At 40.5% G+C, this 21,815-nt stretch carries 20 protein-coding genes and 1 riboswitch; of the genes, 13 read left to right on the forward strand and 7 right to left on the reverse strand.

All coding sequences use genetic code 11. The features are described from left to right. Window positions 1-53 precede the first annotated feature (53 nt). A complete protein-coding gene (locus tag PR795_RS07850; RefSeq protein ID WP_036968177.1) occupies window positions 54-482 on the forward strand; it encodes a DUF2946 domain-containing protein in 429 nt (142 codons plus the stop codon). A 181-nt stretch (window positions 483-663) separates the two neighbouring features. Then, window positions 664-2,709, forward strand: a complete 2,046-nt coding sequence (locus PR795_RS07855) for a TonB-dependent copper receptor (RefSeq protein ID WP_181480132.1) — start codon at window positions 664-666, stop codon at window positions 2,707-2,709. 73 nt (window positions 2,710-2,782) lie between these two features. Here PR795_RS07855 and PR795_RS07860 read toward each other — a convergent pair whose 3' ends face one another. Further along, the gene (locus tag PR795_RS07860; RefSeq protein WP_006661122.1) at window positions 2,783-3,667 is read right to left on the reverse strand and encodes a helix-turn-helix domain-containing protein; all 885 of its coding nucleotides are present in this window, start codon (window positions 3,665-3,667) and stop codon (window positions 2,783-2,785) included. A gap of 961 nt (window positions 3,668-4,628) precedes the next feature. Between PR795_RS07860 and PR795_RS07865 the strand changes: the two genes are divergently transcribed. Continuing rightward, on the forward strand, window positions 4,629-4,883 hold the full coding sequence (locus tag PR795_RS07865; protein ID WP_006660711.1) for a helix-turn-helix domain-containing protein: 255 nt from the start codon (window positions 4,629-4,631) through the stop codon (window positions 4,881-4,883). Between the two features lie 469 nt (window positions 4,884-5,352). Here PR795_RS07865 and PR795_RS07870 read toward each other — a convergent pair whose 3' ends face one another. Both PR795_RS07870 and PR795_RS07875 read right to left on the reverse strand, forming a co-directional pair. Then, a complete protein-coding gene (locus PR795_RS07870) occupies window positions 5,353-5,994 on the reverse strand; it encodes an NAD(P)-dependent oxidoreductase (RefSeq protein WP_181480131.1) in 642 nt (213 codons plus the stop codon). A gap of 88 nt (window positions 5,995-6,082) precedes the next feature. Then, window positions 6,083-6,718 carry a TetR/AcrR family transcriptional regulator gene (locus PR795_RS07875; protein ID WP_036975185.1) on the reverse strand — a complete coding sequence of 212 codons (636 nt, stop codon included), beginning with the start codon at window positions 6,716-6,718 and terminating at the stop codon, window positions 6,083-6,085. A 104-nt stretch (window positions 6,719-6,822) separates the two neighbouring features. Here PR795_RS07875 and PR795_RS07880 point away from each other — a divergent pair, with 104 nt between their 5' ends. After that, window positions 6,823-7,515: a DAPG hydrolase family protein gene (locus tag PR795_RS07880; RefSeq protein ID WP_272516792.1), complete on the forward strand. Its 693-nt coding sequence runs from the start codon at window positions 6,823-6,825 to the stop codon at window positions 7,513-7,515. A 56-nt stretch (window positions 7,516-7,571) separates the two neighbouring features. On the opposite strand, the gene PR795_RS07885 is transcribed toward PR795_RS07880, so the two are convergent. Further along, entirely contained in the window at window positions 7,572-8,549 is a 978-nt protein-coding gene (locus PR795_RS07885) for an FUSC family protein (protein WP_006660715.1), read from the reverse strand. 223 nt (window positions 8,550-8,772) lie between these two features. On the opposite strand from PR795_RS07885, the gene PR795_RS07890 reads away from it, so the two are divergent. Next, window positions 8,773-9,393 carry a malonate decarboxylase holo-ACP synthase gene (locus PR795_RS07890; protein WP_006660716.1) on the forward strand — a complete coding sequence of 207 codons (621 nt, stop codon included), beginning with the start codon at window positions 8,773-8,775 and terminating at the stop codon, window positions 9,391-9,393. 155 nt (window positions 9,394-9,548) lie between these two features. Here PR795_RS07890 and PR795_RS07895 read toward each other — a convergent pair whose 3' ends face one another. Further along, window positions 9,549-10,178 (reverse strand): glutathione S-transferase family protein, encoded by a 630-nt coding sequence (locus PR795_RS07895; protein ID WP_181480130.1) that lies wholly within the window; start codon window positions 10,176-10,178, stop codon window positions 9,549-9,551. 432 nt (window positions 10,179-10,610) lie between these two features. Here PR795_RS07895 and PR795_RS07900 point away from each other — a divergent pair, with 432 nt between their 5' ends. From PR795_RS07900 to tehB, 5 genes are all read left to right on the forward strand, one after another. Then, on the forward strand, window positions 10,611-11,168 hold the full coding sequence (locus PR795_RS07900) for a cytochrome b (RefSeq protein ID WP_006661126.1): 558 nt from the start codon (window positions 10,611-10,613) through the stop codon (window positions 11,166-11,168). Between the two features lie 13 nt (window positions 11,169-11,181). Continuing rightward, complete coding sequence (locus PR795_RS07905) at window positions 11,182-11,760, forward strand: YceI family protein (protein ID WP_006660719.1); 579 nt, start codon at window positions 11,182-11,184, stop codon at window positions 11,758-11,760. Between the two features lie 278 nt (window positions 11,761-12,038). After that, on the forward strand, window positions 12,039-12,812 hold the full coding sequence (locus PR795_RS07910; RefSeq protein WP_036961790.1) for a hypothetical protein: 774 nt from the start codon (window positions 12,039-12,041) through the stop codon (window positions 12,810-12,812). Between the two features lie 225 nt (window positions 12,813-13,037). Further along, window positions 13,038-14,117, forward strand: coding sequence for a linear amide C-N hydrolase (locus tag PR795_RS07915; RefSeq protein ID WP_006661130.1), 1,080 nt, complete (start codon window positions 13,038-13,040; stop codon window positions 14,115-14,117). Between the two features lie 112 nt (window positions 14,118-14,229). Continuing rightward, window positions 14,230-15,117, forward strand: a complete 888-nt coding sequence (gene tehB / locus PR795_RS07920) for an SAM-dependent methyltransferase TehB (protein WP_036975179.1) — start codon at window positions 14,230-14,232, stop codon at window positions 15,115-15,117. A gap of 53 nt (window positions 15,118-15,170) precedes the next feature. Here the strand turns inward: tehB and clcA are convergent, their stop codons facing one another. Further along, on the reverse strand, window positions 15,171-16,559 hold the full coding sequence (clcA, locus tag PR795_RS07925) for a H(+)/Cl(-) exchange transporter ClcA (RefSeq protein WP_181480128.1): 1,389 nt from the start codon (window positions 16,557-16,559) through the stop codon (window positions 15,171-15,173). Between the two features lie 285 nt (window positions 16,560-16,844). On the opposite strand from clcA, the gene hcp reads away from it, so the two are divergent. The 3 genes from hcp to PR795_RS07940 all read left to right on the forward strand — a co-directional run bounded on the left by hcp (window position 16,845) and on the right by PR795_RS07940 (window position 21,197). Next, window positions 16,845-18,497 carry a hydroxylamine reductase gene (gene hcp / locus PR795_RS07930; protein WP_181480127.1) on the forward strand — a complete coding sequence of 551 codons (1,653 nt, stop codon included), beginning with the start codon at window positions 16,845-16,847 and terminating at the stop codon, window positions 18,495-18,497. A 51-nt stretch (window positions 18,498-18,548) separates the two neighbouring features. Next, window positions 18,549-19,553 carry an NADH oxidoreductase gene (gene hcr, locus PR795_RS07935; protein WP_154601959.1) on the forward strand — a complete coding sequence of 335 codons (1,005 nt, stop codon included), beginning with the start codon at window positions 18,549-18,551 and terminating at the stop codon, window positions 19,551-19,553. A 327-nt stretch (window positions 19,554-19,880) separates the two neighbouring features. After that, a riboswitch (M-box (ykoK) riboswitch) is annotated at window positions 19,881-20,053 on the forward strand. A gap of 73 nt (window positions 20,054-20,126) precedes the next feature. Beyond that, window positions 20,127-21,197 carry a magnesium transporter gene (locus PR795_RS07940; protein WP_181480126.1) on the forward strand — a complete coding sequence of 357 codons (1,071 nt, stop codon included), beginning with the start codon at window positions 20,127-20,129 and terminating at the stop codon, window positions 21,195-21,197. Between the two features lie 31 nt (window positions 21,198-21,228). Here PR795_RS07940 and PR795_RS07945 read toward each other — a convergent pair whose 3' ends face one another. Then, window positions 21,229-21,756 (reverse strand): SprT family zinc-dependent metalloprotease, encoded by a 528-nt coding sequence (locus PR795_RS07945; RefSeq protein ID WP_154632655.1) that lies wholly within the window; start codon window positions 21,754-21,756, stop codon window positions 21,229-21,231. Between the last annotated feature and the right edge of the window lie 59 nt (window positions 21,757-21,815).

Here is a 21,815-nt window from a genome sequence, read left to right on the forward strand (position 1 = left end):
CAATTAAGATACAATCTGCGCCCATCTATTGGTTGTGAAATACCGGAAAACCGTTGCATTTACGTCACGTTATTCGACAATTTGCCGCTTATCTTGCTTTACTCGCTATTGCGATGTTATTTGTTGCACCATTGATTTCAAAATCAATGTCACAGATGAACAGTTGCACGGTGAGGCAGGGGGAAATGGCCGAGCATTCGATGCATCAGCATCATGAAATGCCGTTGGCTGAAGGTTGTGAAGACAGTGGTGCAATGAATCACATGCTGATGACGGGGGTCGGGCAATCACCTATGGAAGATATTGCTTGTGGTTATTGCCAGTTATTAGTTCACTTCCCATTTTTAGTTCTATTTGTTGCTGCGATAATTCGCCAATTAGCGACACTCACCATCTTTATTCCTTTCGAACGTTGTATCCAATTACGACTTTTTCGTCCGTGGTCATTACATTTAGCTCGTGCTCCACCTACTGCTTATTAATTTTTCATTTCTTTATTTAACGTAATTTAAAACTGCTTTTGCTTTCAATGCATAAAGTCACGTTACCGATCCTGAAATTTGAGCTTCATTTTCAGGAGGTTAAGCTATTGCCAAAAAATAGCTAATGATGACGTGTACATTGAATTAAAAGCGGCCAGAAACAGATAAAAATAGGCAAAAAATGAACTCAATGAATTATAAATTTTCACCTGTCGCAGTATTGGTGGTCACGGCTATCACTTCCACATCGACTTTTGCAAAAGAAGAAGAGAAACAATCGTCTATCAGTAATAGTTCTGTGATGATTGTGACTGCGCCTGTGGATTCACCCTTAATGATTTCAACCTCGCCAAAAACACCAAGACAGCCCGTACCTGCGAGTGATGGTTCTGACTATTTGAAAACTATCCCCGGCTTTTCTCAAATTCGTAATGGTGGCACGAATGGTGACCCTGTTTTCCGAGGTATGTTTGGCTCTCGCCTTAAAATTATGACAAATGACAGTGAAATGTTGGGTGCGTGTCCTTCTCGTATGGATGCACCTACATCCTATATTTCTCCAGAAAACTTCGATTTGCTAACCATGGTGAAAGGACCACAAACAGTTTTATGGGGACCTGGAAACTCTGCAGGTACGGTGCGCTTTGAACGTGAAAAACCTATTTTTACAGCGGCGGGGATTCAAGGCAATGCCAGTGCGTTAACCGCATCAAACCACCGTTGGGATGGCAACGCGGATATTAGCTTAGGAAATGAAAAGGGTTATGTGCGTCTGATTGGCAATAAATCTCGTTCTGATGACTATAAGGATGGAAATGGGGATAAAGTGCCATCGAAATGGGATAAATGGAACGCAGATGTCGCCGTGGGTTGGACTCCTGATGAGTATACGCTACTCGAACTTTCTGCAGGGAAAGGCGATGGTGAAGCACGCTATGCAGGGCGTGGAATGGATGGCTCCCAATTTAAACGCGAAAGCTTAGGGCTGCGTTTTGAAAAGAGCAACATTGGTGATGTGCTCGATAAAGTCGAAGGGAATGTCTATTACAACTACGCAGACCATATTATGGATAACTATTCATTACGTAGCCCAACAAGTGGTATGGGTTCAGGTGGTGGACACATGGGAGGTGGGCATGGCGGTCATGGAATGATGATGAACATGCCAATGAAAATGCGTGTTGATCGTGAAACCATGGGAGGCCGCGTGATGGGGACGTGGTTGTGGAGCGACTATGAACTGCGCGCTGGCGCTGACATGCAAACCAATAAGCACCGAAAAAATAACAATAATCGCTGGAAAAAAGACGCTGAATTCCAAGACTATGGTCTCTTTAGTGAAGTGACTTGGGTCGCGAGTGAGCAAGGTAAAGTGATCGGGGGTGGGCGTTTAGACCGAGTGCTGGTTGATAATTATACTGGAGTGGGCTCTTCAGGTCGTAATACCGTTATGCCAGCAGGTTTTGTTCGTTATGAGCATGCCTTACCGAAGACCCCGGTGATGTTGTATGCCGGCGTGGGATATACGGAAAGATTCCCTGATTATTGGGAGCTCTTCTCACCTAAAATGGGACCCAATGGTGACAAAAATGTTTTTGATAACGTCAAAACAGAAAAAACAACTCAGCTAGATATCGGCGCTAAATACAGCGATGAGAAAGCTAATGCATGGGTCTCTGCTTATATAGGTCGTGTGGATGACTTTATTTTATTCCGTTATAGTCCAACAAACGCCAGAATGAGCCAAGTCGAGAACGTTAATGCCATGATCATGGGCGGTGAGATGGGCGTGGCTTACCAATTGAGTGATGAATGGAAAGCGGATGCTAGCCTTGCATACTCATGGGGGAGAAATAGAACGGATGGGCGTGCGTTGCCTCAAATGCCACCTTTGGAAAGCCGGTTAGGTTTAACATGGGAAAAGGGGGATTGGACGACGACTGGGTTAGTTCGTATGGTTAGCCGTCAGGATCGAGTTGCAATCAATGAAGGTAACGTCGTCGGTAAAGACTTTAGTGAAAGTGCTGGGTTCACCGTCTTTTCGATGAATGCAGCGTATCGTATCAATGAAAATATGAAATTAAGCACAGGTGTCGATAATCTCTTTGATAAAACCTACAGCGAGCATTTGAACTTGGCGGGAAATAGTGGGTTTGGGTACTCATCCAATAGCCCTGTTAATGAGCCAGGTAGAACGTTCTGGGGGAAATTAAACGTGACGTTCTAATCGACTTAGTGATGCATCATTAAATTAACAACCCGTGTAAAAACGGGTTGTTAGTCAAATAGATTATGATTTTCTATACGATAACAGGAATATAGTAATTAAGTTCTTGGATGTAATCATGAGGGTAGCTAACAAAATCCTCATAAGTCGGCGCTGATTTTAACGCATAGTGTTCAATATCAGCCCCTAAACCTCGGGCGATGTCCATTTCTGCCAGCACTTTTCCATAAACAGTATAGATAATGTCATTATAGTCAGTACCTTGAAGGCTGCCTTTAAATTTAATCTGCAAGTAATTCCCTGCGGGAACCATGAGTTTTTTAGTCAATGGCGGTATGACTTCAAGAGCATTTTCTTCAAATGCCGTGGAATAGAGAAAGCGACCTTCTTCATCAGAAGTTGTGTCAACGCCATGGATAGCATACAAATTTTGGGCTACAAGCTTATTTTTATCTAAAAAGTTTTTCCAATACTGACGTCGTAATTCCTCAGTTTTTAAATTCCATTCATTAATACCTTGAGTATAACGATGAGTCATACCAACTAAATGAATGTCTTTTAACTCAACCAATTGCACATGGGCTTCAAGTTCTTTACTTTCACGTAATGGCAGCCGAAAACCTTCGATATGCCAGCCTGTTCGTTTTCGGTACTCTGAGGGAGTTACGCCAAACTGCTTTTTAAATGCGCGGCAAAAGGTTTGTTGTGAGTCAAAGCGATAGCGAAGTGAAATATCCATGATGCTATCGTTAGTTAAACGTAGAGCTACTGCGGAGCAAGATAAACGACGGGCACGAATGTAGGCACCTAATGCGAGACCTGTTTGGGTTTTAAATAATCGTTGAAAGTGCCATTTAGTGTACCCAGATTTATCAGCAACAGTATCGAGAGAGAGTCGCGACTCTAAATTTTGTTCGATCCAGAGAATGATTTCCCTGATAACACTTTCTTGTAGCATGGTTACCTTTCCAGTCACTTTTGCAACAGGCGTTATTTTAAGCGCCAAATCTGAGCATTAAATTTAGATAAAAATCATCGTAATGGAATGTAGGATAGCATGTCTACTGACAACTTTTTTATAAGCAATGTGAAGTTAGGTAAGTTTTAATTACAGAAGAGCCCACTAAATGCAGGGAAAGTTGGCTTATTAAACTGACAGCAGACTTAAGACTATGCTGAATTTTTGATTGCACATAACGCATTTTTTGTTAAATCAGCTGTTATGCAAAGAAAAGAATATTCACATACAGAGAACAAAAGTGGTTAAATTATAAATAAAATTAAACTAAATATTCAAAAGGTTACTCGATTCAGGATGTGAGTAAGAAATTCAATTATTATTCATCAATATGCATTTTTTTAAGAATTCTTTGATTAATGTTGAAAGGTTAAGTAAATGATAAAATTTTATTCTGATAGTGATAGAGGGTTTAGTCGGTTATTATTATTCTATTACTTCTGGTTTAAGTAAATATGTCATTACTTGATGATTTAAATATAAGAGTACATTTAAGTGTATAAACGTAATCTGTCATTATTGGAAAAAAGTGAAGATAATCCTTGATCATTGTTTTTGTGATTTTGTAATATAAGCAATGTAATTGACTATCATTAAATGAGTAATTAAAGATGAAGCTCATTATTTGATGAGTTAAATAAGTAAATATACACAGGTATTAATCTGAATTTGATGTGATTAATATCACGATTTTATTTTTATATTACAAGGATTATTGGTTTTATTTGTATTTTAAATCAACCAATTACAGGTTTAAATGAAACATATCTATTTATGAGTGTCATTAAGTGACGTGATGTATGTCATATTTTATTAATTCAGGTCAATTAATTAAAATTGACGTAATGATAATTTACTTGCCCTCATAATTGATATTCAATCTATAGTAAAAGGAGCATTTATGAATGAAAGTGAAATTGCAAAAAAACTAGGGATCAAAATCCGCATGCAAAGAGAAAGCCATAAAATGAGCCTTCAGCAAGCGGCCGATCTAATAGGTATTTCTGAGGATGAGATGAATCGTTTCGAAAGTGGTGAAAGCTGCATTGATGTTGATTCTCTTTTTCAGTTCGCGTATTTATTTAACCTAGAACCTGCATCATTTTTATACGGTGTCGTGAATGTAAATAGTGGAGTCCGTAGTACAATTCACTAACTATCTCAGTGAGTTAGAGTTTTTTAAATCGTTTATATAAAAGTAAAATAAAACTTAGGAATGAATGAATTTTTTATTTCAATACAATTTTTAAAAGAGACACCATGACTCTAATCATCTAACCGGAAGAGGTTATCTATCTATTTTACTAATATAGATGGTTTCTTCCGGCTTAATGAATGGCTTTTAATTATCATAACGTGAGTGTCGCATTATAACATTCAAGGTTAAATAAAACGCTTGTCTCACTGTGAATGAGTAATACTTAAGTCTCATTTATAATGGTTACCAAATTTTACTTTATTTAAATAATAATAATCTTAAATTGTTCTATTACGAGTAAGTCACTATATTTATCCTTACGCGAATATACCCATTTTATTGGGATTAATAATTTAATTGGTTTTAATGCTTACCAAATAAATTGATACATTTTGTCATGATTTATTCGCTATCCACCTTTTGACCGCTAATATGCTGCTGTAAATTGCTGGCGTATAAACTGTGGATGCTCCACTTCATCTAATATAGCAACGGCTAAATCTTGCACTGATATTTTTGCCGGTGTATTGCCATTCATTAATAATTGTTTACCACCGAGACGAAAGGTTTCTGTTCTTGCACCTGCTTCAAGCATTGCAGCAGGCGAGACAAAGGTCCAATCTAACGTATCAATAGATTCCAATGTGGTTTTAAACTCTTTCACGGCTTGAGCGCCAGGTCGGATGTTAGCAGGAAAATCAGGTGAATCTAATAGTAAGACATCAGGAGCAATTTCTAGGCTTCCCGCGCCACCTACCACGACAAACCGTTTTACGCCTGCCTTTTTAACAGCCTCTAAAATGGCATTATTGCCTGCAACAGTATCACTGTACAGATTAGGATTACTCCAACCACCATTAAATGCGCTGATCACCGCATCTTGACCTTTAAGTCGAGATGTTAGCCATGGCACATCTAAGATATCGCCAGATTCAGCAATTAAATGAGCATGTTGTGGAAGCTGATTACTGTGGCGAGAAATCGCAGTGACTTGATGTTGGCGCATTAATGCTTCCGAGACCAATGCTTTACCAACAAAACCCGTAGCGCCAAGAATAGATATTTTCATTTTTCGCTCCAGCTGCCTTTTTCATTGAACAGGCTTGATGAATGTTAATGAAAGTATAGAGCATGAAAATTTATTTGGTTGTTTTTCTCTAAGTTATCGAGCGGCAAAAATCGATGACATGCTGGATTCGTTGCTTCAATGGTGAAGTTAACCCTGCGGAGGAAAGCCCCAACGAAATTTGTCTCAATGGTTCAGCAATAGCCATGGATAGGATAAGGTCACTGATAATCGTAAAATCATGGTGTGCGATGATTTTTTCTTGAGCGTGGTGAGCTAACCATTGAGTCAGTAATTGACGACTACGTTCAATTCCATTTTGTTGATATTTTTCGAGTAACACGTCTTTATGTAAGAATTCAGTTTGCAACAAGCGATATAGCCCAACGGCTTTTTGGGAAAGGACGGTTTTGCCAATGAGTTCTAAGTTATTTTGCAACAAGTGAAATAATTCATCCCGAGTGGTAGCGGTTTGTTCAAAGAGAGGGACAAAGCTATCCGTCCAGCTAAGAACCACTCTTTCTACGAGCGCTTCGCGATTTTCAATAAATCGATAGATGGTTTTTTTGGCGACGCCTGCTCGCTTAGCCACGTTATCAATACTGGTTAGTTGGTATCCATCTTCGAGTAGCGAATCTAGCGCCGCATTCATGATTTTTTCTTTAAGAATGGCCTCAGGAACACTTGGGCGACCACGCGTTTGTTTGCTCTCGGTGTTATTTGGCATAAATGGCTGACCTTATCTATCTAGCTTGACATTGTTTCATTTTAGCTTAAAACTAATTAGGAAACAAAATAAGTTTCCTAATAAATTAATATAGGTAGATCATCATGAAGACAAATCAAACATGGGCAGTAAGTGATGTTAACCAGCTATTGTTACCTAATCCTTTACGCATGGAAATGGGCATTGAACGAGATGAAAATGGCTTACTAACCGTGGCAGTACGTACAGATTTGCATGGTTGCAAAGGAAGAATGTTGGCATGGTGGTTTACCTTTTTTGAGACGACACAACATATTCGATGGTGGCACCCTCATGACCATGTTGCCCATTATGGGTGGGATGAAAAATGGAAAAAAGGGGAAAGCTTTATTGGTGCTTCCATTCACGCCGTTGAATCTCTCGGCGCTATTCCACCGGTAGCAGCAAAACTGAAATTTAGAGAGCCGACCGACTTTTTTGATGCTTCAGCTTTTGAAAAAGCAATCAAGGATGGACATATTTCTGGCGCAGTGTGTTCTTCCATTGGCTTTGGTGAGCATGTTGAAATGGACTCGCAAGGTTATCCTATTGATGGAAAAATGATGCACTTAGTCCGCGACACTGAATTTGGTTGTGTATTACGCAGTCGTTTCTTATTGGGGGCATCTCTTAGCGACCCTCGAACACAGTTATCCGACGACATAGGGCTAGAGCTGATGCGCCATTGCTATAACGAATTTACCTACTTGTCTCGCTTTTTACCGTCTTTGTATTACGGTGAGCACGCAAATGGGGAGAATGTACCATTACCATGGTGAGGTAGGGCTAGGTATAAATAAAGCCTAGAGAGTGAGCGTTATAACTCCGAGTAGCGCTAGCTTTCTGGGCTTTTTTCTCTAAATAATTTCAAAATAATACTGGTGATAATAGCGATAGCACCACCAAGAGCGGTTTCTAGAACGCGATCAAATAATAAGGTGTAGGCGGGATGACGCCAATAAACCACTTGCTCAAGTACAGAAAGAATTAAGCTGGTGACAACAAAAGTCATAAAGGTATAGCCGTGATGGAAACTCATTGGGAGTAAAAATGCGAAGACTAAAATAGCAACGAGTCCGATATACGGCATCAACGGCGTATTAAATAAGAGAAATAGGAACAACACGGAAATTAAGCTGCCAGCCACACGTTGGAATGTGATACGCACGATACTTTCAGACTTAGGGTGTAATACAAAAACAAAGGTTAGCAATGTCCAATAGAAATGTCCTAAGTCAATCATACGAGGGAGAGCTAAAGATAATAGCAAGCCGATTGCATAGGTCATTGATCGCGGAATAATATTTTTGCGTAGTGTGAATAGATTTTTTTCTACAACCAGTGGCGTAATAATGGAGTGACGAGTCATTTTATGGCTGAGTACATAGTAAGTAATCAGGGTTACGCCACTGCCAATTAAAAAGCCCAGGGTTAGGCTTTTCGATATTTCAGGCAGAATAGTACCAATTGTGGACATAATAATCATGAATTTCATCGTTAAATCCATGATGGGGTCTGTGCCATAAAGCTGATAATAAATGAATGAGAAAATAGCCAGATAAATGTAAAAGCCCGTTCCCAAGCGCAAGGTATCACCAATATAGATAGCAACTAAAATCATGCATAACCAAAATGCAGTATAAAGATAATTTTTATACTCTTTGGCTGCATTAAATAAGTTGAATGAATAGAGCGTCGAAAAGGCGGCCCACATTGCGGCTTGAACATCGATCAGAGCGAGTGCAGTAAGGGCACTTAAAACTAAGCAGCTACTGAACAGAATACCGTCATGGATAGCAGGGATTTTCTTCATATTATGATGCTCAAAATTCGTTGTCTAACTCTTTAATTATTAAGAGTATTCGATGATAACATACCGTTATGTGAAGACAAATATTAGCCGTCAATAACGTATCTTTTTTCCTGCTTTATGGTGCAATTATTCCTGTTGAATGTGAGTGATTGTATTCATCGAACAGAAAAAATGCATAATAGCGGGGTGCTAGAGCAATTGTCGTCATGATAAGGAAGAATAAATGCAAATAATTAATCCCCATGATTTTGTTTGGGTCGGTAGTAATAGCGATGTCCCTCTTGATACTTTACCTGAATGGGTTAAAACACAATGGAATAGTAAGCTACCCCTTATTGTGTACCGAGAAAAAGCAGATAATAACCAACTCACGGTTGCTATCCGAGGTATTAAACCTCATCAACGGGTTACTACTCAAATCTCAAAATCTGCGATTACTCACATTATGAATGTGGAATCTCTCGTTTCAAATTCAATTGAACTACAGCGTTCGATGTTTATTGCTTTGCCCCCTATTCAAGTTTTACTCCTTATTTCACAGCATAATTGGCCTTGGAAATGGGGAGTGACGGGTAGCTGTGCTTACACGTTGGCGACGGACATTCAAAGCATGCTGGCGGATTGTGACCTTGATGTGGTGATCCGCTGCCCAACACGGCAGCAAAAAGAAGACTTTGCGCAGTTTGCCATCAAAGCGAATACACCTTATTGTCCTATTGATATTCATGTAGAAACGCCTAAAGGCGGATTCTCTTTAGCCGAATGGTTTAAAAATGATCAGGTGACACTCCATACTCCGACAGGGGATGTGATGACCGCAGATCCATGGGATGACAATTTATAGTCAAGTTGTGGAGAAAATAGTACATTATAGGTTTGTTTTTGTTCTATTTGTTCGAAAATTAATTTTGATGCTCGTGCAGGTGTTTTTTTAGTAATCAAAAAGACACAAGTAAAACCAGTGGTTTAATAGGGTTAGTGATAACCCTATTAAAAACGTTAGTGCTGGATGTGAGGCTCTAATTCTGCAGATTGTTTCCACGCTTGCATCGCGGGTAATGCAAGAATACGTTCGACCCATTGCTGAGCCTGTGAATTCACAGGGAGTTGGTAACTCTGGATTCGAAAAGCGATAGGGGCGAAAAATGCATCAACCGCGGTAAAATTCTTTCCTGCTAACCACGGTCCACCAAATGTATCAAATCCTTCTTTCCATAATTGCTGAAGACGATTGAGATTTCCTTGTAAGTCATGGGAAATTTCAGGAAGTGGTTCATTTCGAATGACGTCCATAGGACATTGTTGGCGTAACGCTGTAAACCCTGAATGCATCTCTGCACTAGCACAGCGAGCCCATGCTCTTGCTGATTTTTCTGTTGGCCAAACTTGGGGAAAATCTTCAGCAACATATTCACAAATAGCAAGAGAATCCCAAACAGTTTTGTCGCCATCGATGAGGCAAGGAACTAATCCAGAAGGGGAGAAACGACGAAATTTTTCGTGGCTACTTTTGCCGTTTTCGAAGAAACAGAGATTTTCTTCAAAAGGGATCTGCAATGCTTTTAATAAGATCCACGGTCTTAAGGACCATGAAGAGTAATTTTTGTTAGCAATCCAGAGTGTATACATACGTCAGCCTCTTAAAGTGATGGATAAGTAACCGGTAAATAGATTATCAATTTAATCATGATTGGGAAGGATTAATGTGATTTATTCATAAAAAGAAAAAATCGCCTACTTATTTTAGAAAGGCTGGACTATATTTATAACAAATTCATCTATCATATTAAGATGCGCTATAAAGAATCAACAGATTAAAAAAGTAAAAAATTTATTATGAGCATGTATTTACATAAATAGAAGATTCTTTATTAAAGCTTTACGCTTGTAATAAGAAAAATAGAATTCATCTATTATTTCATAATGATGGTGATACTATTTGAATATCTTCGACAAAATATTTGTTTAACTTTGGGATAGGAATAAAGCCTGATTAACCTTATGATTATTCCTACTTGGTAAAACAAGTAATTACCTTTAAAACTATATGGTTTTTAAATTATGCAATGGAAGAATAACACCACGCGTTATGGGCATCTGTCGCTGCTCATTCATTGGTTGGTCGCAATTGTCGTATATGGAATGTTTGCATTAGGCTTATGGATGGTGTCTCTCGGTTACTATGATACCTGGTACCATCAAGCCCCTGAAATACATAAAAGCATAGGAATGTTGCTATTCTTTATTATGCTTTTTCGTGTGGTTTGGCGATTCATTTCTCCGCCACCTAAACCGTTAGCAAGTTATAGTAAATTAACTAAATTTGCTTCAATTACGGTTCAGCTTTTAATTTATATTATTTTATTCTCAATTTTGATCAGCGGTTATTTAATTTCAACCGCAGATGGACAAGCAATAAGTGTATTTGGCTGGTTTGATGTGCCTGCATTATTTACAGGTGCAGCAGAACAGGCTGATACCGCGGGTGAAATTCACCTTTATTTAGCTTGGGCTGTTGTTTTGTTATCTATTCTGCATGCATTTGCAGCTTTAAAACACCATTTCTTAGATGGTGATATTACTTTAAAAAGAATGTTGGGTTTTAATCCCGATAAATAACGTGGAGAGAGTTATGTTGAAGAAATCTATTTTAGGTCTTGCTGCGGGTACTTTACTATTATCAGCAGGATCTGCATTGGCAGAAAATTACCAATTTGATAAACAAGGGCAGCACGGGTTTATTGAGTTCCGTATCCAACACTTAGGTTACAGCTGGTTATACGGTAGCTTTAAAGATTTCGATGGTAACTTTACCTATGACGCCAAAGATCCAGCGAAAGATAAAGTAGAAGTGACCATCAAAACTGGTAGCATTGATACCAACCACGCAGAGCGTGATAAGCACTTACGTAGCCCTGATTTCTTGAACGCCGCTAAATTCCCAGAAGCGAAGTTTGTTTCGACTGCAGTGAAAAAAGAGGGTGATAAATACCTCGTGACAGGGGATTTCACATTAAATGGTGTGACAAAACCCATCACATTGGATGCAAAATTAACGGGTGAAGGTAAAGACCCTTGGGGGGGTTACCGTGCAGGTTTTGAAGCGAAAGGAAACATTAAACTGAAAGAGTTTAATATCAAATCTGACTTAGGTCCAAAATCTCAAGAAGTTGAATTAATGCTGTCTGTTGAAGGTGTTCAAGTTAAGTAATTCATTTTTTTGAGTCACTGTTATCAACTTCTTAAACCGTAGATGTTTAAATAGGCATCTGCGGTTTTTTGTTTTTAACTTGATTCGTAGTGCTAAACATCTACCTTTTACTCTATATTTGCGCCTATTCCTATAGCGATATTATCTCGTCCACGTCTAAAATAATCGTAATGAGTTTATTGCTGAGCCTTATTACACTGACTAAAGTTAATAGTGGTTAGCAATGTCAGGTAGGCTTAGGTTGAGTATTGGTTTTATTGTTAAAAGGCAGAGTCACTTTGAATACAAATAGTTCACGCAAAACCGCACTAGTCGTTAGCATTATTTTTATTATTTTTGCGCTGGGTTTTTACTGGTTAAGTAAAGACAATAACGTGCTATCGACGGAAAGTAATAGCGAAATTCACTCCGAAGCAATTGCTCAAGTTGAAAAAGAACTGCCCATTTTAGTGACGATCAAAAAATTGAGTCCGATGACTTATCAGAATTTTGAGCATTTAATGTCTCAATACGATCCTGCGAATGAAGATTTGCGTCGTCAGCTGCTTGATCAAGTTGTCAGCCAATCAATGAAATTAGTGGTGGAGCGTATGCCTTATGCGTCCGATGAAACTGTCATTAACTTCACTGCGAAAGTAAACGATAATATCAAGTCATTGTTAGAACAAGATCCATCAGGGAAAATGTGTTACGACGCATTATTTCCGCAATTAAGAGATTCTGCAGACATTATCCCTCCTCAGAAAAGCCAAGATGTATTGCTAAAACAAGTCAGTGCGATTAATGCATTACTGATTTCCAGTGAAGCAGGCAAGGAGCATGCACCGTTATCCCCAGAAAAATACCAACAAATGATGGGGGCTCTCAGGGCTGAGTTAACCGCCAAGTATGGAAATGATGTTTCGATGTTGGTTGATGTGAATGCAGGGAAAAAATCGCCAGCCACAGTATGCCAAATCTCGATCAGTCTATATGACTCGGCATTGAGCATTCCAGACACTCAGACAAAAGCGGCATTATTGCGTTCTTGGTTCTCTCCTGCGAAAAAATAGTCACTGACTACCTCTGCAATGAATTACTGATAGGATTAACACACTGTAAAACTCATCGAGTTTGGTATAGGGTGTTAATCCTTGTTGCATTTTGTTGCAATATCTATGCTCAAATAACACCCCTAAAGCGATATACTGCATAAATCAATGTCGGATTTTTATTCGCGTGGTCTATCATTTGTGTGGCTTAGCTACGCTATCAATTTAATACCATTTGGAGGCAAGATGCGATTTGTGAAGAAAAGCATTGTTACGCTCTTAACCATCGCCGCAATCTATGTTCCAGCCATGGTTTCTCAGGCTTGTACTCGAGTTGTTTATCTCGGGGAAGACCAGCAGATCATGACTGGCAGAACCATGGATTGGAAATACGATATCGGTACCAATTTATGGATTTTCCCACGTGGCATGGAACGGAATGGCGTGGCAGGACCTCAATCACTCAAATGGAAATCCAAATATGGCAGCGTGATTGCCTCAGGTTATGATATTTCGACAACAGATGGCATCAACGAGAAAGGGTTAGTCGCTAACTTGTTGTGGTTGGCTGAATCTAAATATCCAGAGCTCGACAATAAAAAGCCTGCACTCTCTATTTCACTGTGGGCACAATATATGTTGGATAATTATGCCACTGTCGAGGAAGCCGTTGCCGCATTAGAAAAAACACCATTGATTGTCGCCACGGATAAAGTGCCGGGACAAAATCGCTTAGCAACACTGCATTTATCCCTTTCGGATGCCAGTGGCGACAGTGCGATCATCGAATACATTGATGGCAAACAAGTTATTCACCATAGTCGTAAATACCAAGTTATGACAAACTCACCAACCTATGATAAACAGCTAGCGATGCAAGAATACTGGCAAGGGATTGGTGGAACGGTGATGTTACCTGGAACGAACCGCTCAGCGGATCGTTTTGCTCGAGCACAGTTCTATATCAATGCGATTCCACAAAAAACCACACCGAATAAAGCGGTTGCGAGTGTGTTTGGGGTGATCCGCAATGTTTCAGTTCCTTATGGTCTAAGTTCAGAGCAATCCCCAGAGATCTCTTCAACTCGTTGGCGTACTTTGGTTGACCATAAGCGCCAACTTTACTTCTTCGAATCTGCATTAACACCGAATATCTTTTGGACAGATTTAAAGAAAATTGATTTTTCCAGCGATACTGGAAAAGTGAAAAAATTAGAGTTAGGTGAAGAGCAAAGCCATATCTATTCAGGAGATGCGACGGCGCAATATGTTGATGCTAAACCGTTTGAATTTTTAGGGTTGAGTGCAGCACAGTTGGGTTATTAACATCTTGGTATCAACCTCCTGAATGTCAGGGGGTTGATACATATCAATTCATCATTTTTCAATTCATGAAAACGTTGCACTATTCAATTCAACGTCATAAGATGTATTTAAAATGCAACTTAAAGGTGATTCCATGACTGATTTAGTGTGCTACAAAACGATGCCTGTTTGGGACAAGGCTTCTATTCCATTAATGTTTCAAGACCGCCATAACACCAAAGAAGACACGTTCGCTCAATTGAAGGTGTTACAAGGTTCCCTCGATTTCATTATTTTTGGTGACGATGGTAGTGAGCAGAAATTTACATTCGATACACAAAATCAGCCTCCAGTGATCCAGCCGCAAGTCTGGCATCGTATTGCCGATTGTAGTGATGATTTACGTTGCCAGCTCTCTTTTTTATGCCGACCTGAAATCGCGTTTTATAAGCAGTATGACCTCAGTATCCCGCATTCAGAAGTTCGTTATCTTTGTGAGAATAACTTGGCTAAACCTTGTAAGGTTTTGGATTTAGGCTCTGGTCGTGGTCGCAATAGTTTCTACCTTGCTCAGCAAGGCTATGATGTTACCGCCGTTGATATTAACCAAAATCATATTCAAGCTATTGAAACGGTTAAACAGCAATCGGGTATTGAAAATATCCATACCGCCTTATATGACATTAATACTCACCAAATCCAAGGTGATTATGACCTGATTATTTCGACGGTGGTGTTGATGTTCCTGCAACGGGACAAAATCGCTGATATTGTGGCTGATATGCAATCACACACGCTATCTGGCGGAATTAACATCGTGGTATGTGCGGTAGAAACGCCGGATGCGCCACTGGATAGGGTGCCATTCACGTGCTTCTTAAAACCGGGTGAATTGCAGCAGTATTACCAAGACTGGGAAATTTTAAAATACAATGAAAACCCAGGTCATCTGCATAGAACGGATGCGCAAGGTAACCGAATCAAACTGAACTTTGCAACGCTGATTGCCAAGAAAAAATAGTCATTGATTGAAGATAAAATGGGTTGCTTAGGCAACCCATTTTGACATCTGTTTTAGGCATTTGAGGCGGTAGCTTGTTTTTCACTGCGCTCTAATGTCTTTTCCAGTAGGACAGAATAAAGAGGGCGACCGCCAAGGAATTGCGCTACCATCGTGGCACCAATACAGGTGATAATCATGGGTAAGATAAGTTGATAGTTACTGGTCATTTCTAAGACTAATACAATGCCCGTCAATGGCGCACGTACGGTGGCGGCAAATAGCGCGCCCATCCCAGCAATCGCAAAAGTACCCACTTCGATAGAATAGTTAGGGAATAGTTCAAGTGCCGCGTAACCATAAATTCCACCAAATAGTGTACCAAGCGCTAATAATGGTGAGAAAATCCCTCCCGGCGCGCCAGAGCTAAAGCTGATTGTTGAGGTTAAAAATCTCAGCGCAAAAAACACCATTAGTAGAGTGATTGTGAAGCTATTAGCCACCATTTGATGGATAACGCTATAACCACCACCCACAACTTCAGGTGCAAATACACCGATAGCACCACAGCTGCCACCAATCAGTCCACCCATCAGGACAAATCGTGAGATTTTGTTTTGATAAAACGCTAAAAACCGGCTTTGTAGATAGAGCAAGAATCGGTTAAAGGCAATTCCTACGACACCAAATAGCATGCCCAAAATTAGATATAACCACAGTGTTTCCATTGGGGCTGCTGAGAATTGACCAATATTCAGTACGGCGGCTTCGCCATTAATCAACCGATAAACGATGGTGGCAGTCACTGCACCAATAAACACCGCTTTGATGGAAATTAAGCTGTATTTAAACTGCGGGCGCATCTCTTCAATGATAAATAATATTCCAGCTAATGGCGCATTAAATGCGGTGGAAAGACCCGCAGCGGCACCAGCCGCCAATAATGTATGACGAGATTCATTATCTTTAAGGCGAAATAAATCATAAAACATTTGGCTAATGTTCGCCCCGAGTTGCACGGTAGGACCTTCACGTCCAAGGACCATGCCTGAACCCAGTGTACCCAATCCCCCGATAAATTTAACGGGGATTACTCGCCACCATCGTACCGGACGTAAATCTTGCAATGCCCCTTCGATTTCAGGGATCCCTGAGCCACCCGATTCTGGGGAAAAGCGCTTGACCAAATAATAGCCGAGCATAGCTAACAGCGCGGAGGCAACGAACATGGCGGGGATTATCAACCATTTATTGGTGACATACTGATTGACGGAAGAGACTCGAATATGACTGACCCACTCCGTACCCAGCATAAATAGGGAACCAATCAGTCCAACGACAGCACCAATAATAGCTGCTAAAACAAGCACTTTGAGTGGTGTTTTATCAGATTCTTTTAGGTGGCGTAAAAAACTAAAATGGGTTTTGTTGTCTGATTTTGGAGTCGAATTAGCCTGCGTCATCGCTTTTTGATTCTCTTAAAATGATTTAACAACAATAACTTATGAATAGTAACTTATACACAAAAACAATTGTTCATAGTATAGCAATACTGTTTTGAAACCCCAGTGAAAAATGCAGTTGGGTAGGTAGAACGGATAATTGTACGCTATTGAATAATTCTTATTTACAGTAAAGCTTAATGTAGATCAACAAACCGTTAGATAGGATCTCAAGGCACTTTTTTATTTAAATAAAAGGGGTAATCTTAATGTTGTATATGAAATGCAACTTAAGAGGTTTTCTCCATGTATTGTGTGCAATGTGAACAAACAATTAGAACTCCAGCAACCAATGGTTGCGCTTATTCGCAAGGTATGTGCGGAAAAACCGCTGAAACTTCAGACTTGCAAGATTTATTAGTCGCGGTACTGCAAAGCCTATCTGCAAGTGCAGTGGTAGCGCGTGAATTGGGCATTATCGATCATGATGTGGACAGTTTTGCTCCGCGTGCCTTTTTCTCGACCTTAACTAACGTGAATTTCGATTCTGAACGTATTATCGGTTATGCCCGTGAAGCGATTTATCTGCGCGATAAATTAATCAAACACTGCCTATCTGTGAATAGCGCAGTGGCATTTAATCACCCACTGATTAACCTGCAACTAGCAGGGCAAGATATTCAATCACTGCAACAACAAGCGGCACAATTTGCATTAGATATTGATAAAGCCCAAATTGGTGATGATATTCATGGTTTACGTATGCTGTGCCTGTATGGTCTAAAAGGGGCAGCGGCATATATGGAACATGCTCACGTTCTGGGGCAATTTGATAATCAAATTTATGCCCAATACCATGAAATAATGGCGTGGTTAGGAACGTTACCCGCAGACATGAATGAGCTGCTTGATAATGCGATGGCTATCGGCATGATGAACTTCAAAATCATGGAAATTTTGGATGCAGGTGAGACTAGCGAGTTTGGTCATCCGGTGCCAACTGAAGTGAATGTACGCCCTGTAGCAGGTAAATGTATTTTGATTTCAGGTCATGACCTGAAAGATTTAAAAATGCTGTTAGAACAAACTGAAGGAACCGGCGTCAACATTTACACCCATGGTGAAATGTTACCTGCTCACGGTTATCCTGAGCTGAAAAAATATTCACACTTAGTCGGTAACTACGGCAGCGGTTGGCAAAATCAACAAGTGGAATTTGCCAAATTCCCAGGTCCTGTATTAATGACCTCTAACTGTATTATCGACCCTGGTGTTGGTGAATATAAAGACCGTATTTGGACTCGCAGTATTGTGGGCTGGCCGGGTGTCAAACACATCACAGGAGACAGTTTTGCTGACATGATTGCTCAAGCTCAGCAAATGTCAGGTTTCCCATACACAGAAATTGAACACAAAATTACTGTTGGTTTTGGTCGTCAGACATTACTTGGCGCCGCAGATGCAGTGATTGACTTAGTGGCTCAGAAAAAACTGCGTCATGTATTCTTAGTCGGCGGCTGTGATGGTAGCCGTGGTGAGCGCAGTTACTACACAGATTTCGCACGTAGCGTACCAAAAGACTGCCTCATCTTGACATTGGCATGTGGTAAATACCGCTTCAATAAACTGGATTTCGGTACCTTAGAAGGCTTACCACGCTTGCTGGATGTGGGTCAATGTAACGATGCTTATTCCGCCATTATGTTAGCGGTGAACCTAGCAGAGAAATTAGGTTGTGGTGTGAATGATTTACCTCTAAGCCTGATCCTTTCTTGGTTCGAGCAAAAAGCGATTGTTATTTTGTTAACCTTGCTGGCTTTGGGGGTGAAAAATATTTATACCGGACCAACCGCGCCAGGCTTCTTAACTGAAAACTTGCTGAATATTCTGAATGAAAAATTTGGTATGCGCAGCATTACCACGGTTGAACAAGATTTGGCGGAAATTCTGCCTGCATAAAACGGAAGGAAACCAAGGAGGAAGGGGCTTCCTCCTTGCAAGGAGTCACTCATGACCATGCCAACAAGCTTATGTCCAAACAGAATGCAAATTCACTCAATTGTGCAAGAAACCTCTGATGTTTGGACTATTAACTTAATTAATCATGATTTTTACCAATACGAACCGGGGCAATATGCGCTCGTGAGTATCAAAAACAGTGATGAAGTCATGCGCGCTTATACCTTGTCTTCATCTCCGGGACAAAGCCGTTTTATCTCCATTACCGTGAGGCGATTAGACGAGGGTGCAGGCTCTTGCTGGCTGACGGGGGAAGTGAAACCAGGGGATTACCTGTGGTTATCTGAGGCGCAAGGTGAATTTACCTGTGCAAATGTGCAAAGCAACCAATACTTAATGCTGGCGGCAGGTTGCGGTGTCACTCCGATTATGTCGATGACCCGCTGGTTGATGGCGAATCGACCAGAAACAAATGTCAAAGTGCTGTTTAATGTTCGTGATGAAAAGCAGGTTATCTTTGCGAATGAATGGCAAAAATTGGTTCAACAATATCCTCAGCGTTTACAGCTTTGCATCATGCCGGAAACACCGGATAACGGGGGAGTTGCACAAGGTCGCTTAAGCCAAGAGAAATTGCTGGAGTTAGTGCCGGATATTAATAAGCGAGTGGTGATGACCTGTGGACCCGTTCCTTATATGAAAAATGTTCAGCAGTTTTCCAAAGCATTAGGTGTGCCAGTGGAACATTTCTTTATGGAACGTTTTACCACTGGCGGTGATGAAGCGGTAAGTGAAGAGGTGCTTAACTTAAAAATTCGTCATCGTTTAGTCAATTTTAGCGTCCCAGTCGGAACGTCATTATTGTCGGCACTAGAGCAAAACAAACAGCCGGTGATCGCAGCATGCCGTGCTGGTGTATGCGGTAGCTGTAAAACCAAAGTACTCTCAGGTAATTATACAACCAGCAGTACGATGACATTAACGGCAGACGAAATTGCTAATGGATATGTTTTAGCGTGCAGTTGTCAATTACAGGGCGACACAGAAATCGCTTAATGAGTTTTCGATAATATCATTTTGAGAATGCCTCATTCATTGCCACCTTATTTTAAATATAAATAAGGTGGCTTTTTTGTTTATTAATCGGCTTGTTTGCGTTTCGAAATATAATTAAAAATAAGCCGATAATTCATTACGTTATTATCACTTTATATATTATGAATAATATAATTTCCCATTAAAGTTACAAATGGTTACACGCTGAATTCTTGATACACATTAACTTAAACGAAACTTAAACAAGGGGAGGCTATTAAAAAAAGGGCACAGTAAAAGGGTGGAAATTAAGCATTCAGTGGGTATAATTCGCGCCGCATCCAAAGTGCAGTATCTCGTTAGGCGAGGCTCCTATACAAACATAGGTTACTGATCTGACGACGTCGAGAGACGCCCAAGATTAGGACAGGATATATCGACCGAAGGTATATCCCCATGTAACTTCCTGCTTTATGCAGGATACGTTGTATAGTGCTAAAACCGAGACGAAGAGATAGCAAACGCATTCTCTCATCTGGTTTCGCCCCTATGTGAGTACTGTTTGAGTAAACAACAGTAATAGGGACCAAAAAAATGACATTCTCTACCCAGAACAAAGCGGGTGCAGTAGCAATTGCACAGTCCGCAATGAAAGACGCACGTCAAAAGTCTAATCAAACACAACCCACTAAAATTGATGATTCAACTGTTCACGCATATATGAGCCAATCTTATTTGCCTGTTTCGGTTGCAGACTCTGTGGCATGTGTGAAGAAAAGCCTTATTGAACACCTCGATGGCGAACAAATTCCAACGTATTTATTTGTCGTAGATAGTGAAAACTATTTAAATGGAATTTTGTCCGTTAAATCATTACTTGCCGCATCAGAAGATTTATTAGTGTCGGACATTATGCGCCACAATTATTTCTCTGTTTTTCCTGAACAATCACGTCACGATGTTTATGATTTAATTAATCATAGTGGTTTGGATATGATCCCCGTTGTTCAGTTTGGTAAGTTGATGGGGGTATTACGTCCTCAAGATATCGCTGAATTAATTGAAGATGAAAATACCCTCGATGCACAATTGCAGGGTGCGACTACACCATTAGAAGAGCCTTACTTAACCACTAGCCCAGTCACTCTGTGGCGTAAGCGTGTTGTGTGGTTACTGATGCTGTTTGTCGCGGAAGCGTACACTGGAACGGTACTTAAAGCATTTGAAGAGCAGCTTGAGGCGGCTATTTCATTGGCATTCTTTATTCCATTATTGATTGGAACCGGTGGTAACAGTGGAACACAGATCACCTCGACCCTTGTCAGAGCGATGGCATTGGGCGAAGTGAGTTTACGTAACCTCGGCGCGGTACTGAAAAAAGAAGTTTCAACGTCGTTCTTAGTAGCCATTACTATAGGGGCAGCTGCGTTAATTCGTGCTTGGATTTTAGGTGTGGGTCATGAAGTGACTATCGTGGTCAGTTTAACGATTGTGGCAATCACCGTGTGGAGTGCGATTGTTTCTTCCATTATTCCAATGGTTCTGAAAAAATTAAAAGTTGACCCAGCGGTAGTTTCTGCGCCGTTTATTGCAACATTTATTGATGGGACTGGCTTAATTATTTACTTTGAAATCGCTAAATTGGTGATGACGGAGTTCGCCTAAGTTCGGACCAACCTCTTGATGCGGCAGGGAATTAGCTCTCTGCCGCTGACGCAATCTCTCGCTTAAGAATTTCCCCGCACTTTCGACATAAATATTGATTTTCCCCACGCTCAACTTTGTTATGCCTTCTGATGGTCAACTCGTGAATGGTGTCGCAGCCACAAAGATAACGGAATGTTCGGCTTTTGACGCTAGTGACCGCAAAGTTATGAGTCCGTTTCGGGGTTACGCCTAAAACATTTTGCATCATCCATTTCCATTCATTGCCATGGGGAGCTACCCCTTTTCGACCAAAAACCCGGTAAACCAGTAAGTGAGCGAGTTCATGGGGGATGACTTCATCCACGAAATTATCTGGATTTTCAATTAACAGCGTTGGATTAACGCGAATTTCCCAATCTTTGAGATAGGCACTGCCAGCAGTGGTACCACGTTGCTTATAGTTGATGACGGGCTCTGGAAATGTTTGCTCCAGTTTTTGCTCTGCTAACGTGAGTTTTTCACGCAAGGTTTTCATCACTCGCTGCTGGAGCATGATGGGGACTCTGATCGTTTTCATGTGGTCAAGAATACGTGAAGCCATATAGTTCTCACAAGTGATAATTGACAATAAATATA

Origin of the sequence: Providencia sp. PROV209 (assembly GCF_028479485.1) — a bacterium.
In the GTDB taxonomy this organism is placed as follows: domain Bacteria; phylum Pseudomonadota; class Gammaproteobacteria; order Enterobacterales; family Enterobacteriaceae; genus Providencia; species Providencia alcalifaciens.